At 44.6% G+C, this 16,315-nt stretch carries 12 protein-coding genes and 1 tRNA gene; 11 read left to right on the top strand and 2 right to left on the bottom strand.

Annotation, left to right across the window (positions count from 1 at the left end):
• Positions 1-17: 17 nt before the first annotated feature.
• The 3 genes from QP775_RS22255 (at position 18) to QP775_RS22245 (ending at position 3,564) form a co-directional block, all read left to right on the top strand.
• Positions 18-1,064, top strand: coding sequence for an ABC transporter substrate-binding protein (locus tag QP775_RS22255; RefSeq protein WP_275444652.1), 1,047 nt, complete (start codon positions 18-20; stop codon positions 1,062-1,064).
• Positions 1,065-1,422: 358 nt separating this feature from the next.
• Positions 1,423-2,817, top strand: coding sequence for an MFS transporter (locus QP775_RS22250; RefSeq protein WP_285109012.1), 1,395 nt, complete (start codon positions 1,423-1,425; stop codon positions 2,815-2,817).
• A gap of 210 nt (positions 2,818-3,027) precedes the next feature.
• Positions 3,028-3,564, top strand: coding sequence for an NADPH-dependent FMN reductase (locus QP775_RS22245; RefSeq protein ID WP_239329756.1), 537 nt, complete (start codon positions 3,028-3,030; stop codon positions 3,562-3,564).
• A 446-nt stretch (positions 3,565-4,010) separates the two neighbouring features.
• Here the strand turns inward: QP775_RS22245 and clpP are convergent, their stop codons facing one another.
• Positions 4,011-4,604 carry an ATP-dependent Clp endopeptidase proteolytic subunit ClpP gene (gene clpP, locus QP775_RS22240; RefSeq protein WP_285109011.1) on the bottom strand — a complete coding sequence of 198 codons (594 nt, stop codon included), beginning with the start codon at positions 4,602-4,604 and terminating at the stop codon, positions 4,011-4,013.
• Between the two features lie 428 nt (positions 4,605-5,032).
• Positions 5,033-5,107, bottom strand: a tRNA-Arg gene (locus QP775_RS22235).
• 533 nt (positions 5,108-5,640) lie between these two features.
• Here QP775_RS22235 and QP775_RS22230 point away from each other — a divergent pair.
• The 8 genes from QP775_RS22230 to QP775_RS22195 all read left to right on the top strand — a co-directional run bounded on the left by QP775_RS22230 (position 5,641) and on the right by QP775_RS22195 (position 16,209).
• Entirely contained in the window at positions 5,641-6,696 is a 1,056-nt protein-coding gene (locus QP775_RS22230) for a sugar-binding transcriptional regulator (RefSeq protein ID WP_285109010.1), read from the top strand.
• A gap of 41 nt (positions 6,697-6,737) precedes the next feature.
• Positions 6,738-7,742 carry a type I glyceraldehyde-3-phosphate dehydrogenase gene (gene gap / locus QP775_RS22225; protein ID WP_239329752.1) on the top strand — a complete coding sequence of 335 codons (1,005 nt, stop codon included), beginning with the start codon at positions 6,738-6,740 and terminating at the stop codon, positions 7,740-7,742.
• A gap of 359 nt (positions 7,743-8,101) precedes the next feature.
• The gene (locus QP775_RS22220; protein WP_239329750.1) at positions 8,102-9,283 is read left to right on the top strand and encodes a phosphoglycerate kinase; all 1,182 of its coding nucleotides are present in this window, start codon (positions 8,102-8,104) and stop codon (positions 9,281-9,283) included.
• A 43-nt stretch (positions 9,284-9,326) separates the two neighbouring features.
• On the top strand, positions 9,327-10,079 hold the full coding sequence (gene tpiA, locus QP775_RS22215; RefSeq protein ID WP_285109009.1) for a triose-phosphate isomerase: 753 nt from the start codon (positions 9,327-9,329) through the stop codon (positions 10,077-10,079).
• Between the two features lies 1 nt (position 10,080).
• Entirely contained in the window at positions 10,081-11,619 is a 1,539-nt protein-coding gene (gene gpmI, locus QP775_RS22210; RefSeq protein ID WP_285109008.1) for a 2,3-bisphosphoglycerate-independent phosphoglycerate mutase, read from the top strand.
• Between the two features lie 64 nt (positions 11,620-11,683).
• Positions 11,684-12,970: a phosphopyruvate hydratase gene (gene eno, locus QP775_RS22205; protein ID WP_285109007.1), complete on the top strand. Its 1,287-nt coding sequence runs from the start codon at positions 11,684-11,686 to the stop codon at positions 12,968-12,970.
• Positions 12,971-13,224: 254 nt separating this feature from the next.
• Positions 13,225-13,515, top strand: coding sequence for a hypothetical protein (locus tag QP775_RS22200; RefSeq protein WP_285109006.1), 291 nt, complete (start codon positions 13,225-13,227; stop codon positions 13,513-13,515).
• Between the two features lie 408 nt (positions 13,516-13,923).
• Positions 13,924-16,209 carry a bifunctional 2',3'-cyclic-nucleotide 2'-phosphodiesterase/3'-nucleotidase gene (locus tag QP775_RS22195; protein ID WP_285109005.1) on the top strand — a complete coding sequence of 762 codons (2,286 nt, stop codon included), beginning with the start codon at positions 13,924-13,926 and terminating at the stop codon, positions 16,207-16,209.
• Positions 16,210-16,315: the final 106 nt, after the last annotated feature.

The raw sequence follows: 16,315 nt of genomic DNA, 5'->3' as shown, positions 1-16,315 counted from the left end.
CAGAGAGGGGTAGGAAATTGAAAAAAATGAAATGGTACGCGGTCGTATTGGCCGGTTTGTTGGCAGTAACAGCACTTGCAGGTTGTTCTTCTAAGTCACAGGAGACGCTTAACTTATATAGCTGGGCGGATAACTTTGACATGGATGTCATCAAGAAGTTTGAAGATGAGAACAATGTAAAAGTGAACTATGCCATATTTGCCAACAACGAGGAGTTGCTGGCCAAGATTAAAGCTGGCGGTTCGGAATATGATTTGATTCAGCCATCCGACTATATGATTGCAAGTATGATTAAGCAAGACTTATTGGCGGAGTTGGATCTGAAAAATATACCGAATTTCAAAAACGTAGCGGACCGTTTCAAGAACCCTGAGTTTGATCCAGGCAATAAGCATTCTATTATTTATACGTCGGGAGTTACCGGCATTGCTTACAACACGAAGTATGTCAAAGAGCCAATTACAAGCTGGGCAGACTTGTGGAGTGAGAAATATAAAGGCAAGGTCCTATTGCTTGAAGATAACCGTGAAGTAATTGGGATGGCTTTAAAGAAAGCTGGCAAATCCAACAGCACAACCAGTGAAGCGGATATTAAAGCGGCTGTAGACGACTTGCGTAAGCTTGTACCTAATGTGCTTGCATTTGACACGGACAGTATCAAACAGAAAATGATGCAAGAAGAAGGTTGGATCGGTGCATTATGGTCTGGGGATGCAGCTTATGTCAAAGCTGAAAATCCTGACGTGGAGTACGTTGTACCTAAAGAAGGTGGTACGATTTGGTCTGATAACTACGCCATTCCTAAAGATGCGAAGAACAAGGCGCTGGCTGAGAAATTTATTAACTTTATGCTGGACCCTGAGAACAGCGCAAAGAACTATGAATCGATCGGTTACAGCGATCCAAATACGGCTGCTAAATCATTTCACAGTAAAGAGTATAACGATAACAAGATGATTAACTTGTCTGAAGATGAATTAAGCCGCACGGAATGGCTGCTTGACGTAGGTGACAAGATTCAATTATACGACCGTCTCTGGACCGAGTTGAAGAGCGGCCGATAAGCCAATAGATAACATGCACGCATAAGATCCCTTACCAAAGGTCCTCATGTTCATGGAGGATGGGTAAGGGATTTTTGTATAGTTGTAGCATGATGTATTCAGTGCAGGCTGATTAACCACGTATTTCGCCATATTAATGATGTTGAACTGATACCGAATACTTTTTGATAGCGGAAGGGCAAGATTGTAGATAAGGTGTGAGAATGGTGTAGGTTCAGCACGTGGAGGCGGGCTGAGTTGTGTAAGCTTTTGTACAGACGCATAGCTGGCAAACGCGTAAACTGGCAAATAAATATGAGAGCGTGGAATTTGCGCATAATTTTACAGGATTGTCTGGAGAGGAAGTGACTTCAAGAGGATGTATACGTATAAAGGAGACAATCGACTAATATTAGGTATTTGCTTAGCGGTATCAACATTCTGGCTCTTTACAATGTCCATGATGGTCGTGACTCCGGTAATGAATCAGACGTTAGCACTGCCGATGGCGACATTAAATATGGCGGTAAGCATGGCGGCCTTAATTGCAGGTGTATCCATCGTTGTAGCTGGAGGAATAGCCGATAAGATCGGACGCGTAAAAATGACAAAAATCGGTATCATACTGAGCATTGTTGGATGTGTGTGTTGTGCGTTGACTACAACAGATACTTCGTCGCTGCTTATGTTCGGTCGTGTGCTGCAAGGACTGTCGGCAGCTTTTATCATGCCTTCGTCGTTGGCACTTATCAACGAGTACTATGAAGGGGCTGAGCGCCAGCGCGCACTTAGCTTTTGGTCAATTTCCTCATGGGGCGGCGGTGGAATTGCCAGCTTTTTCGGAGGTGCTGTTGCTTCTCTGTTAGGCTGGCAGTGGATTTTCTGGTTGAGCATCCCAGTGGCGATCGCAGCCATATTCCTCATTCAAGGCACACCTGAGAGCAAGGTGGCGGTTAGTAATGGGAAGCAGCGGGTGGATTATGTCGGGCTTGTCATCTTTATAGCAGGCCTGCTGATGTTAAATTTGTTTATTACAAGAGGTGCGGAATGGGGTTGGACAAGCCTGTTAACGTTAGGAATGGCAGCGGGATTTGTTATTCTCTTCATCCTATTTTTATTGGTTGAAAAAAGAGTCAGTCAGCCGCTTATTGATTTGAGCCTTTTTAAAAATTCAGCCTATAACGGTGCGGCAATATCCAATTTTATGTTAAATTTTTGTGCAGTGGGTGCTATTTTTGTCATGTCGTCCTTTGTGCAGGAGTCAAAAGGGATCTCATCTTTTCATGCGGGTCTGCTTACAATGGGGTACTTGGTCACAACGTTGATCATGATTCGTGTAGGTGAGCTTATTCTTAAGAAAAAAGGACCGCGACCACCGATGGCGTTAGGCTGCTTCCTAACGACGATAGGCATTGCGCTGCCGATGTTAACCTTTTTACCGGATGTACTTTATCTTGTGCTGACGGTGGTTGGGTTTGCTATTATGGGCTTGGGGCTTGGTGTTTCAGCCACTCCATCCACAGATACGGCCGTATCCGGTGCACCAAAAGATAAGGTAGGTGTGGCATCAGGCTTGTATAAGATGGCCAGTTCCTTAGGGGGCAGCTTCGGAACAGCAGTGTCGGGTGCTATCTACTCCGCTATATTGTTGGCCGATCCATCAGCATACACGCAAGCTGGGTTCTGGGGCATATTTGCCAATGTGTTAATTGCGTTCTTGGCGCTAATCATCGTGTTGATCTGTGTGCCTCAACAAGTCGCAAGAGCTTCATGAGCAGGCGTGCTCGATCAGAAGTGTGAAGGTACGGCGGCAGGCGCTAGATACAGTACGATAGAGATGGCTGCATCTGAAGTAGATTAGTGTCTGCTGAGGGTGCAGTCTTTTTTATGATCGTTTCAAATTCGTGGTATAATCATCCAAAGCGGGAATGATCCATTTTATATGCTTGCTGTTCATACGAAGCAAATTAAGGAGTGAATTATGATGAATAATATCTTATTAATTTCGGGAAGCCCCCGTGCTAACTCTAATTCCAAACGTGTCATTGCATATTTGAAGCAGCAGTTAGAAGCATCAGGAGCGGATTGTCACGTATTTGATTTGCGAGAAGACTTGCTCCCTCTTTATCTGAATGAAGGCAGTCAATATGAAGATGTAAACGTGAGCAAGCTTGTTCAGCTAGTAGAGCAAGCCGACGGTTACATGGTCTGTACGCCCGAATATCATGGTGCAATGAGCGGTGCTTTGAAAAATGCACTTGATTTCTTGAACAGCAAAAACTTCAATGGCAAACCGTGCGGCATAGCGGCGACTGCTGGAGGCGGAAAAGGAGGCATTAATGCGCTCAACAACTTGCGGACGGTAATGCGCTCCTTGTATGTCAATGTGGTACCTATGCAAGTAATTGCCGATCCGCATATCTTTAACGACGAAGGACAAATTATCGATGAACGTGTGAAGACGAATCTATCCTTGTTAAGTGATAGTTTGCTAGATTCGGTCAAACGACTGAAGAGCTAAACTAAATAACTAGGACATTTTATGTTATTTTAAGGTTGTGCTCAGTTTCGCTTAATGTAGGGGCCTTATTCTGATTATGGACCGAATGACAGATGACTATTTCGAGGAGGGTTGCCACACAACTTCATGACCTTGGACAGCCGGAATCATCCGAATGCACAAGGGATCCGTTTCATCTTTCTCATGGTTTACAGTTTACCCCTAGAACATATATAGACCACATCGTCTCGTGAAACGATGTGGTCCTTTTTTTGTGCTTAGCTCTATGTGCGCTTAGTTGGATTCTAACATACCAACAGGATTGATTACCCCGAATGGTTGTCAGTTCGATCACGTCAGCATCTTCCTAAGGATTATACCAGCTACATTCTGATATAGTGTCAAAATAAAAAAGGCTCTTGATGAGATCAAGAGAGCCTTCTTCTTAGCTAATTTCTTTGCGCTGCTTAAGGGATAAGCGGCGATTTTTCCAATACTTTATCGACAAGTCCGTAAGCTTGTGCTTCATGCGCTGTCATAAAGTTGTCGCGGTCTGTATCTTTCTCGATCTGTTCGAGCGGTTGACCTGTACGTTCTGATAAGATCAGATTCAGCTTGTCGCGCATTTTCAAAATACGACGAGCACGAATCTCGATGTCGCTTGCTTGACCTTCAGCGCCGCCTAGCGGCTGGTGAATCATTACTTCGCTGTTAGGCAGAGCAAATCGTTTTCCCTTTGCTCCTGCGTTCAAGAGGAACGCACCCATCGAAGCTGCCATACCAACACAGATAGTGGATACGTCAGGCTTAATGTGCTGCATCGTATCAAATATAGCCATACCCGCCGTAATCGATCCGCCTGGGCTGTTAATGTATAAATGGATATCTTTGTCCGGGTCATCCGCAGCCAAGAACAGCAGCTGAGCGATAATGGAATTTGCTACAATGTCATTAACTCCTGAACCTAAGAAAATAATTCGATCCTTTAACAGACGAGAATAAATATCATAAGCACGTTCGCCGCGATTCGTCTGCTCGACAACCATAGGTACATAACTCACGTATAACCCCTCCTAATCCTCAATAGCTAAAATATAAACCAAATGATGTATCCTTAAACGTGTAAACGTCATAAGGCGCTTGAAGTTGTAGCCATATCATATCTAATTTTTCGCCAAAAGTCAAAGATGGTCAAACAAGCTGATCAACGCATAATAATGTGCTTGTTTATAGTTGTATATGCGGCATAAATAGTAAAAGGAGTCAAATGTAATATAGAAAATAAATGAACAGCGGGCTGATCGATATCGAGTATATTAGGTACTGAAGTACTGCTGCGCAGGACAGGCAGGGTGGAGATGGGGTGATATAGAAAAAACACCCGTCTTCAACTCCCTATGCGAGAAGGAGAGAACTCGGATGTCTTTGAATTCAAGTAGCCTATTCATATGTACGTAAACTTCATTATCAGGCATCATCAAGGTATTTATGGCGCGCCCGCAAGGAATCGAACCTTGATCTCAGGCTCCGGAGGCCTACGTCATATCCATTGGACCACGGGCGCATTAAAAAAATGATGCAAGATGTATTATAAAGTATTTTGACACAAAGTGCAACAAAAAGTGGGATTTCATTAATGGATTAGAAACGCTAGGCTTGAGACACCACATTGTTAAGATGTTGGTGTCTTTGTTCTATCAATGATGCAAGTTGTTTATGAAGAGGAAAGAAAGGGTAAGTGGTTGGGACTAGTTAGTACTTATTTGTACAACTAATGGGATAACAAAAAATAGGTACACAAACCTTTATGCAGGAGTTTATATGCTGCAAAACAAGTCCTTAACGAATTTTTCAAAAATTTAAAATCTTTTATTTGTTCTAAATAAGAACAATTATATGTACAGAATACGCTTTCATTGTTGATATAGAGCCAAATGAATAAGATATGCGACAATTGCCCATTATAGATGCGGGATACTTGCAACTTTACGGAAATTTCGGTAGAATGATGGTGGGACATAAAATGTGTCATTGGGACACATTGAGTCCAGCGTTATATTCGAATACAGTTTCTGAGGAGTGCAGGAGTGGAGAGAAATGCGTGAATGGCTAGAGATAAATAAGCGTCTTCTGCCCGACCTCTTGGAACTGTTAAAGAAGCGCTATACGATCCTGCATGAGATTATGGTGTCCGATATTATCGGCCGGAGAACGCTGGCATCATCATTACAGATGACAGAGCGTGTACTGAGAGCCGAGACCGATCTGTTGAAAGCACAAGGTCTTATCGAGACAGAAACAGCAGGCATGCGGATCAGTGAAGAGGGACGGAAGCTTGTCACGCAATTGGAACCGCTGATGCGGGAACTGCTCGGCATGCGTCACCTCGAGGATGCAATTCGCGAAGAGTTCAGCTTGAAGCAAGTGATCGTCGTACCTGGCGATTCGGAGCTCTCAAGTGCCGTGAAGCAGGAGTTGGGCAAGGCAGCATGCGAAGTGCTGGATCGCGTGATGGGCAAGGATGACGTCATTGCGGTTACCGGCGGATCTACGTTGGCTGCGGTTGCCGATCAATTAACAAGCTCCGTATCACGCAAGGGCAACTGGTTCGTTCCCGCAAGGGGAGGACTGGGTGAGAGTCTCGAATATCAGGCCAATACGATAGCCTCGATGATGGCGAAGCGCGTTGGCGCCCAGTATCGATTGCTCCATGTGCCTGATCTTATTAGTGAAGATGCGTACCAGTCACTGAAGCAAGAGCCGAACATCAAGGATATTCTGCGAGTGATTCGGCAGGCACGTATTGTCGTGCATGGCATCGGAGATGCACTTGTGATGGCAAGACGTCGTCATGTGGATCAGGCGACCGTGCAGCAGCTTCGGGACGTTGAGGCAATAGCCGAAGCTTACAGTTATTACTTTGACCGCCAGGGTCAAGTCGTACATACGATGCTTACTTTAGGTTTACGTATGGAAGACATCTCCCAAGCGGAGGCTGTCATCGCCGTTGCTGGTGGTAAGGGCAAGGGTGAAGCGATTACGGCAGTACTTCGATTCGGTCATGAGGATATTCTTGTGACGGATGAAGTAGCAGCGTATGAGATCGTACAAATCTGTGGTCTAGATGTGCCTATGGGCCGTCTTGAGCAATAAATTAAAAAAATTCTCTATTTAGGAAATGGGAGGAATCATCAATGGTTAAAGTTGGTATTAACGGTTTTGGACGTATTGGACGTAACGTATTCCGTGCAGCTTTGAGCAACTCTGAGGTTGAAATCGTAGCAATCAACGACTTGACTGACGTTAAAACGCTCGCTCACCTGTTGAAATATGACACAACTCACGGCGTTTTGGACGCTACTGTAGAAGCTAAAGAAGGCGCGCTTATCGTTAACGGCAAAGAAGTTAAAGTATTTGCAGAGCGTAACCCTGAGAACTTGCCATGGGGCGCTAACGGCGTAGAAATCGTTGTTGAGTCCACTGGTATCTTCACAGCTAAAGACAAAGCTGAAATGCACTTGAAAGGCGGCGCGAAGAAAGTTATTATCTCCGCACCAGCTACTAACGAAGACATCACAATCGTTATGGGCGTTAACGAAGATAAGTATGATGCAGCTAGCCATACAATCATCTCCAACGCTTCTTGCACAACGAACTGCTTGGCGCCATTCGCTAAAGTATTGAACGACAAATTCGGTATCGTTAAAGGTATGATGAACACAATTCACTCCTACACTAACGACCAAAACGTTCTTGACTTGCCGCACAAAGACCTTCGTCGTGCTCGTGCAGCAGCTCAAAACATCATTCCTACAACGACTGGTGCTGCTAAAGCAGTATCTCTTGTATTGCCTGAATTGAATGGCAAATTGAATGGTATGTCCATGCGTGTTCCTACTCCTAACGTGTCTGTTACAGACTTGGTAGTAGAACTTGAGAAAAACGTTACTGTTGAAGAAGTTAACGCAGCTTTGAAAGAAGCAGCTGAAGGTCCTTTGAAAGGCATCTTGAACTACTCCGAAGAGCCATTGGTATCCAGTGACTACAACGGCGACCCAGCTTCCTCTACAATCGACGCTTTGACGACGATGGTAATCGGTGGCAACATGGTTAAAGTTGTTTCCTGGTACGATAACGAGTGGGGCTACTCCAACCGTGTTGTTGACTTGGCAGCTTTCATCGCTAAAAAAGGTCTGTAATTATATAGCATGACAATCAAAGAGGAGAAACCGCAAGGGTCTCCTCTTTGCCTGATTGCAGACGATAAATGGACGGATGAGTTATAGATATAGAGAACCATACAACCAATAGAGAACAAGACAATGTTGATTCCATCACCATTTCATATATAGAATATCTATAGAACCTAGAGCGTTATTTTTTGCTATATGAGTCTTATTCGGATTCATATATACAGAGATATAAATAAAGCGGCGCAACAGCGCTGTAGAACCCGACAGAACATCGAACAGACACAGAATGACACAGAATGTTAACCGATTACATCAGAATTCAACGGAACTGAATGGTTTCCATATTCGATAGGAGGAACATGGGGATGAACAAGAAGAGTGTACGAGACATTGAGGTTAACGGAAAACGCGTATTTGTGCGTGTAGATTTTAACGTGCCATTGGAAAATGGTCAAATTACAGATGACACGCGTATTCAAGAAACGCTGCCAACTATCAAGTTTTTGATGGAAAAGGGCGCTAAAGTGATTTTGGCGAGCCATATGGGACGTCCTAAAGGTGAAGTGGTTGATTCCATGCGCCTTACACCAGCTGCGGCACGCCTTGGTGAATTGCTTGGCAAGCCAGTTAAGAAGCTTGACGAGTCCATCGGCGAAAGCGTGCAAGCGGAAATTGCCAACATGAACAACGGTGACGTTGTCGTTTTGGAAAATGTACGTTTCCACAAAGGCGAAGAGAAAAACGATGCAGAACTTGCGAAGCAATTTGCAGCGCTTGCTGACGTATTTGTTAACGACGCATTCGGTGCAGCTCACCGTGCACATGCTTCTACAGAAGGCATCGCTCATCACTTGCCAGCAGTTGCAGGCTTGTTGATGGAGAAAGAGCTGGATGTATTGGGCAGAGCCCTTTCCAACCCAGAGCGTCCATTCACTGCCATCGTTGGTGGCTCCAAAGTTAAGGACAAGATCGATGTTATTAACAAAATGCTTGAGATCGCAGACAACGTAATTATTGGCGGCGGCTTGGCATACACGTTCTTCAAGGCACAAGGCCACGAGATTGGTCAATCTTTGTTGGACGAGAGCAAATTGCAAGAATCCCTTGGCTTTATTGAGAAAGCGAAGGAACTTGGCAAAAATCTTTATCTTCCAGTGGACATCGTAGTATCTGATGATTTCAGTGCTACAGCTAACACACAGAACGTGGATATTGACGGCATTCCTGCTGACTGGGAAGGTATCGACATCGGACCGAAAACACGTGAGATTTATGCTGATGTTATTAAGAACTCGAAGCTTGTTGTATGGAACGGACCTATGGGCGTATTCGAGATCGAGCCTTTCTCCCACGGAACTCGTGCGGTAGCTAATGCTTGTGCGGAAACAGCAGCTTACACGATCATCGGCGGCGGCGACTCTGCAGCAGCAGTTGAGAAGTTTAACTTGAAAGACAAAATGGACCACATCTCTACAGGCGGCGGCGCTTCCCTTGAGTTCATGGAAGGCAAAGTATTGCCAGGCGTAGTGGCATTAAACGATAAGTAAGGTCGACAGCATGAAGCTGTCCCCATGCTAAGGAGTGAATCAGGTGAGACAACCGATCATCGCAGGTAACTGGAAAATGTTCAAAACTGTGCCGGAAGCACTTGAGTTCGCAGCAGCAATCAAAGGTAATGCGGAAGTGGAAGGCGTAGAAAGTGTAATCTGCGCACCTTTCACAAACCTGCCTGCACTTGTTGAAGCGTTCAAAGGCACATCCATTAAAGTTGGCGCACAAAACTTGCACTTTGAAGATAACGGTGCCTTCACTGGTGAGATTAGCGGCGTTATGTTAAAAGACTTGGGCGTTCATTACGTGATCATTGGTCACTCAGAGCGCCGCGCTTACTTCGCAGAGTCGGATGAGATTGTGAACAAGAAAGTTCACGCTGCATTCCGTCACGGCATTACGCCGATCGTCTGCGTAGGCGAATCGCTCGAAGAGCGTGAGTCCGGCAAGACAAATGATGTATGCAAAGTTCAGACAGAAGGCGCATTCCAAGGCGTTTCCGCTGAGCAAGCACGCGAAGTTGTTATTGCTTATGAGCCAATCTGGGCTATCGGAACAGGCAAATCTTCTACAGCTAAGGATGCAAATGAGACCATCAGCTACATCCGCAGCGTAGTAGCTGGCCTTTACAACGAAGAAGTTGCACAAGCTGTTCGCATTCAATACGGCGGCAGTGTTAAACCTGAAAATGTGCGTGAATATATGTCAGAAAGTGATATTGACGGCGCATTGGTAGGCGGCGCAAGCTTGCAACCGGCTTCCTACATCTCCTTGGTGGAAGGAGCGAAGTAAGATGTCCGCACCTAGACCTGTAGCACTTATCATCATGGACGGATTCGGACTTCGCGATACTGTGGTCGGCAATGCTGTTGCACAGGCGAATAAGCCAAACTACGACCGTTATATGAGCACGTTTCCTCATACAACTTTAACTGCTTGCGGTGAAGCAGTAGGTTTGCCGCAAGGGCAAATGGGGAACTCTGAGGTTGGACACTTAAATATTGGTGCCGGCCGCATTGTATACCAAGACTTGACTCGGATTACCAAGTCGATTCGCGAAGGGGATTTCTTCTCTAACGAAACGCTTCTTGGTGCCGTTAAGTATGCAAAAGAAAACAACAAGGCGCTGCACATTTACGGCTTGTTGTCTGATGGCGGGGTTCACAGCCATATTGATCATGCGCTCGCAATGTTGGATCTGTGTGCGCGCGAAGAGCTGAAAGAAGTATACATTCACGCCTTCCTAGATGGCCGTGACGTTGCACCTGATAGCTCCCGCGGTTACATTGAGAAATTGCAAGCGAAGATCGCTGAAGTTGGCGTGGGTCAGATTGCAACGGTTCAAGGCCGTTATTATGCAATGGACCGCGACAAACGATGGGAACGCGTCGAGAAATCTTATCGTGCCATGGTGTACGGTGATGGACCTAAATACCGCGATCCAATCGCAGCGGTAGAAGAATCCTATCAACGCTCGGTATACGATGAATTCGTAATGCCGACTGTTATTGTTGGTGAGGATGATCAACCGGTTGGTTTGGTGCAAGACGGCGACTCCGTCGTGTTCTTGAACTTCCGCCCGGACCGCGCAATTCAATTGGGGCAAGTATTTACGAACGAAGACTTCCGCGGATTCGACCGTGGACCTAAGTTCCCTAGAAACTTGCACTTTGTAGCCTTGACCCTCTTCTCGGAGACAGTTGGCGGATATGTAGCATATTCTCCGAAAGAACTCGATAATACGCTTGGCGAAGTCCTTGTCCAACATGGCAAGAAACAACTGCGTATTGCTGAGACTGAGAAGTACCCGCACGTTACATTCTTCTTCAGCGGCGGTCGTGATGTGGAGCTTCCAGGAGAGAAACGTGTCTTGATTAACTCGCCTAAAGTGGCTACTTATGATCTGCAGCCCGAAATGAGTGCATATGAAGTTGCGGAAGCAGCAGTGAACGAGATCAACTCTGACCAGTTCGATACGATTATCCTGAACTTTGCGAACCCTGATATGGTGGGTCATTCCGGCATGCTGGAACCAACCATTAAGGCGGTTGAAGCGACGGATGAATGTATGGGCAAAGTTGTTGAAGCGGTATTGGCGAAAGGTGGCGTCTGCTTGATTACGGCGGACCACGGCAACGCTGATATGGTATTCGACGAGCAAGGTCGCCCGTTCACGGCACATACGACGAACCCTGTACCATTTATCGTAACTTCGAATGACTTCGAGTTGCGTGAAGATGGCATTCTGGCTGACATTGCACCAACGATTCTAGATCTGATGCAATTGCCGCAGCCAACTGAGATGACAGGTAAGTCGATGTTGAAAAAGTAACAGACATGTCCACCCGACATGTGGGATAATAGATTACATTAGCATAAAAGGAGATGTATCGATCATGACAATGATTATGGACGTATACGCTCGCGAAGTCCTGGACTCTCGCGGCAACCCTACAGTAGAAGTTGAAGTTAAATTGGAATCCGGCGGCTTTGGCCGTGCAATCGTACCTTCCGGCGCATCCACTGGCGCTCATGAAGCTGTAGAGCTTCGTGATGGCGACAAAGGCCGTTACGTGGGCAAAGGTGTTGAGAACGCAGTTAAAAACGTTAACGACATCATTGCACCAGAAGTAATCGGTATGGACGCTTTGGATCAAGTAGCAATTGACCGTCTGATGATCGAATTGGATGGCACACATAACAAAGGCAAATTGGGTGCTAACGCAATTCTTGCGGTATCCATGGCTGTAGCTCGTGCTGCTGCACATGCATTGGATGTACCTTTGTACACTTACCTGGGTGGATTCAACGCAAAACAATTGCCAGTTCCAATGATGAACATCATCAACGGTGGCGAACATGCCGACAACAACATCGACGTACAAGAGTTCATGGTACTTCCTGTAGGTGCTCCTAACTTCAAAGAAGCACTGCGTATGGGCGCTGAAATCTTCCATAACTTGAAATCTGTATTGCAATCCAAAGGCTTGAACACAGCTGTAGGTGACGAAGGCGGCTTCGCTCCGAACTTGAACTCTAACGAAGAAGCGATCACTACGATCATCGAAGCGATCGAAAAAGCTGGTTACAAACCAGGTGTAGACGTATTCTTGGGTATGGACGTTGCGTCCACTGAGTTCTACAAAGACGGTAAATACACACTTGCTGGTGAAGGCAAATCCTACACTTCCGCTGAGTATGTTGACCTTCTTGCTTCTTGGGTTGATAAATATCCAATCATCACAATCGAAGACGGTATGTCCGAAGATGACTGGGATGGTTGGAAATTGCTCACTGAGAAATTGGGCGACAAAGTTCAATTGGTTGGTGACGACTTGTTCGTTACAAACACAGAACGTCTTGCTACAGGTATCGAAAAAGGAATCGGTAACTCCATCTTGGTTAAAGTTAACCAAATCGGTACACTTACTGAAACATTCGATGCTATCGAAATGGCTAAGCGCGCTGGTTACACAGCAGTTATCTCCCACCGCTCTGGTGAGTCCGAAGATAGCACAATTGCTGACATCGCAGTTGCAACAAATGCAGGCCAAATCAAAACAGGTGCTCCGTCCCGTACGGACCGTGTTGCGAAATACAACCAATTGCTTCGTATCGAAGACGAGTTGGGTAAAGTTGCTCGCTATGACGGCTTGAAATCTTTCTACAACTTGAGAAAGTAATTCGCTGAACAAGCGAGTGTTATACACAGCAAGGGATATCCTTAAGTAGTTATTTACTTAGGGGTATCCCTTTTTTTATTTTAAAGGATAAGAATACGATACGAAGATGGATTAGCACAAGGCAGTTTTAGCCTTCAGCTGTTTAATATACACAGTTATCTAAGCAAGCCGATTAAATTAAGCCACATGGTAGTCAGGATACTTTAAAGCGGGTACATACGATTCACATTGAAATAACAGATACAAAAGTTTTTATGGTATACATAACGGGAATCATTTCAAATCATGAAAAAAGAACGATTTGGGAAGGTCAATCCTATACCCAGCAATTTATAGGTTACCAAGACGAAACACAATCTTGGATCGTGTATGAAAAGGATGCTTTTACTTCAGCTATCAAGAACAAAGAGATGCTCTTTCATCCTGTTGTGAAACAAGTAGATAAGCATGGAACCATTAGATACGTAGGTATGATCGACAACAAGCTTTTCTTAGAGAAAACCGAATTTTCAACAGGGCAGCAACAACTGGTATGTTACGTATAAAAAAATTGTGTGGCAGTCGGATTATTTTTGCAAATGATGAGATCGTAATTACGGAAGGCGAGGAAATTTCGTCGGGTACTGCCATAAGAACTACAAAAATCTACGATTATCAGTCCTTAGAGGAGGTATTCACTTTTGTAAATAGGATTTTAATATATGAACCATATTATCGACTTTGTCTATTAGTTTAATGCTTAGTTTTTTAAATGGGATAAAATGGATGATCTATTTCTTTGATGTGTTCTAAAGACTGTAATTTTATAAAAAACATTCTCATTTTTACCCATACATTAGAGAAAAAACCCAAATTTTAGCGCTTTATTCATTTAGTTATCTACCAATTATAAGTTGCAGGTGCTACACTATTTCTGCTTGGCATTTGTATACATATAGGAGGTCAATTCACACATGAAAAAAACACGCAAGCAAATGCTGACTGCTTTTCTGCTCAGTACCTCTTTGGTGATTGGGGCCTTGTCTTTCCCCCTTACATCGGTAAAAGCCGAGGACAGTTCGATCCTGAAGCTCCGTCTGCTTGAAACGACAGATCTTCACACCAACATCGTTAACTATGACTACTACCAGGACAAAGTGACCGACGAATTCGGCCTAGCGAAAACCGCTACATTAATTAAGAAAGCAAGAGATGAAGCAACAAACAGCATCCTTATTGATAACGGAGACTTGCTACAAGGCAACCCACTTGGTGATTATGTTGCCAAGATCGATCCGTTAAAAGATGGTGAGACTCACCCTGTCTATAAAGCGATGAACCTGCTGAACTATGATGTGGGGAATATCGGTAACCACGAATTTAACTTTGGTCTGGACCATCTGAACCGCAGCCTGAAAGGTGCTAAGTTCCCTTATATTAACGCAAACGTCTATGCAGACGATAAGGATAAAAATCCGGACAATGACAAAAACCTGTTTACACCTTATCAAATCCTTGAACGCAAATTTAAAGATGAGAGTGGTAAAGAGGTTACTTTGAAAGTAGGCGTCATCGGCTTTGTTCCTCCGCAAATTATGATGTGGGACAAGTCTAATCTGGAAGGCAAGGTTATAGCTAAAGACATTCTAGAAACCGCTAACAAATTCATTCCTGAAATGAAACAAAAGGGTGCCGATATTATCGTTGCGGTTCCTCACTCCGGTCTAGGCCCTGTAGAGACGGCTGCAAACTTGGAAAATGCTAGTTACCAGTTGAGTAAGATTGATGGCATCGATGCTATCCTGTTTGGACATTCCCATCTTGTGTTCCCGGGACCTGGTTTTGATAGTATCCCAGGTGTTGATGCAAGCAAGGGAACCATTAACGGTAAACCTGCGGTTATGCCTGGTTACTGGGGCAACAATCTGGGCGTAATTGACCTGACATTAACACAAGTGAATGGAAAATGGAAAGTGGCTGAGTCCGCTACCAAAGCAGTTCCTATTTATGATAAAGCGAAGAAAGCGTCGCTTGCTGATGCAGACCCATCTATTTTGGATGCGGTAAAAGATGAACACGATCATACTGTAAAATGGGTGCGTTCTGCGGTAGGGAAAACAACTTCTCCTATTTACAGCTACTTTGCACTTGTTCAAGATGACCCATCTATTCAAATCGTAACCAATGCACAAACATGGTTTGTAGAGAAAAATATTAAAGGTACGGAATATGACGGAATTCCTGTGCTGTCTGCAGGCGCGCCATTCAAAGCAGGCGGTCGTAATGGTGTAAGCTACTACTCCAACATCCCTGCAGGAACGATTGCTATCAAGAACGTGTCTGATCTTTACATTTATCCGAACACGCTCAAAGCGGTGCTGATCAACGGGTCCCAGGTAAAAGAGTGGCTGGAGCGTTCTGCTGGCCAGTTCAACCAGATCGATGTGAAGAAAAAAGAAGAACAGCCGCTTGTAAACGAAATGTTCCCTACTTATAACTTTGACGTGATCGATGGTGTTACTTATCAAATCGATGTTACACAACCGAATAAATATGCCATTGATGGTACAGTAGCCAACAAAAATGCCAATCGTATTAAAAACTTGGCGTATAAAGGCAAGCCTGTTAAAGCGACAGACAAGTATATTGTCGTAACAAATAACTATCGTGCAAGCGGTGGCGGTGCTTTCCCTGGTCTGGATGGCAAAAACATTATCATCGATTCCCCAGATGAAAACCGTCAAGTAGTGATTGATTACATTCTAAGCCAAAAAAATATCAATCCAGCAGCAGATAACAACTGGACATTTGCACCTATAAATGGAAAAGCTAATGTCACCTTTACTTCTGCTCCGGAAGCTAAGCAGTTTGTTAAGAACACATCAAAAATCAAATTTATTAACGTGCTTGAAAGTGGCTTTGCTAAATATTCCATAGATTTGTCCAAGCCAGTACAAGCTGAGAAGCCAGTTAAGCCAACAACGCCTGCTAAACCAGCAATACCAGCTAAGCCAACAACACCAGGTAAATCAGATAAACCAGGCAAACCAGCAACACCAGCTAAGCCAGCAACGCCAGGTAAATCAGATAAATCGGGTAAACCAGCAACACCAGCTAAGCCAGCAGCGCCAGGTAAATCAGATAAATCGGGTAAACCAGCAACACCAGCTAAGCCAGCAGCACCAGGCAAATCAGATAAATCAGATAAATCAGGTAAACCAGCAACACCGGCTAAGCCTGTGAAGCCAGCTACGAAATAAGCTGCTTTAGCATAAGAAGCCATTCTCTATGTCATCGAAGACTAGGGAATGGCTTCTTTTTGCTATACAAAAAAGCTGTCCACTAAGCTATATTTCTGCTTAGTGG

The organism is Paenibacillus sp. UMB4589-SE434 (assembly GCF_030226685.1).
Classification (GTDB): Bacteria; Bacillota; Bacilli; order Paenibacillales; family Paenibacillaceae; genus Paenibacillus_B.
Note: the sequence above shows the minus strand (reverse complement) of the source record. Positions and strands in the feature narration are given on the sequence as shown.

Excerpts from the sequence above, each read along its gene's own strand:
- QP775_RS22250 (WP_285109012.1), top strand. The coding sequence starts at position 1,423 with ATGTATACGTATAAAGGAGACAATCGACTAATATTAGGTATTTGCTTA.
- QP775_RS22245 (WP_239329756.1), top strand. The coding sequence starts at position 3,028 with ATGAATAATATCTTATTAATTTCGGGAAGCCCCCGTGCTAACTCTAAT.
- QP775_RS22230 (WP_285109010.1), top strand. The coding sequence starts at position 5,641 with ATGCGTGAATGGCTAGAGATAAATAAGCGTCTTCTGCCCGACCTCTTG.
- gap (WP_239329752.1), top strand. The coding sequence starts at position 6,738 with ATGGTTAAAGTTGGTATTAACGGTTTTGGACGTATTGGACGTAACGTA.
- QP775_RS22220 (WP_239329750.1), top strand. The coding sequence starts at position 8,102 with ATGAACAAGAAGAGTGTACGAGACATTGAGGTTAACGGAAAACGCGTA.
- gpmI (WP_285109008.1), top strand. The coding sequence starts at position 10,081 with ATGTCCGCACCTAGACCTGTAGCACTTATCATCATGGACGGATTCGGA.
- eno (WP_285109007.1), top strand. The coding sequence starts at position 11,684 with ATGACAATGATTATGGACGTATACGCTCGCGAAGTCCTGGACTCTCGC.
- QP775_RS22200 (WP_285109006.1), top strand. The coding sequence starts at position 13,225 with ATGGTATACATAACGGGAATCATTTCAAATCATGAAAAAAGAACGATT.
- QP775_RS22195 (WP_285109005.1), top strand. The coding sequence starts at position 13,924 with ATGAAAAAAACACGCAAGCAAATGCTGACTGCTTTTCTGCTCAGTACC.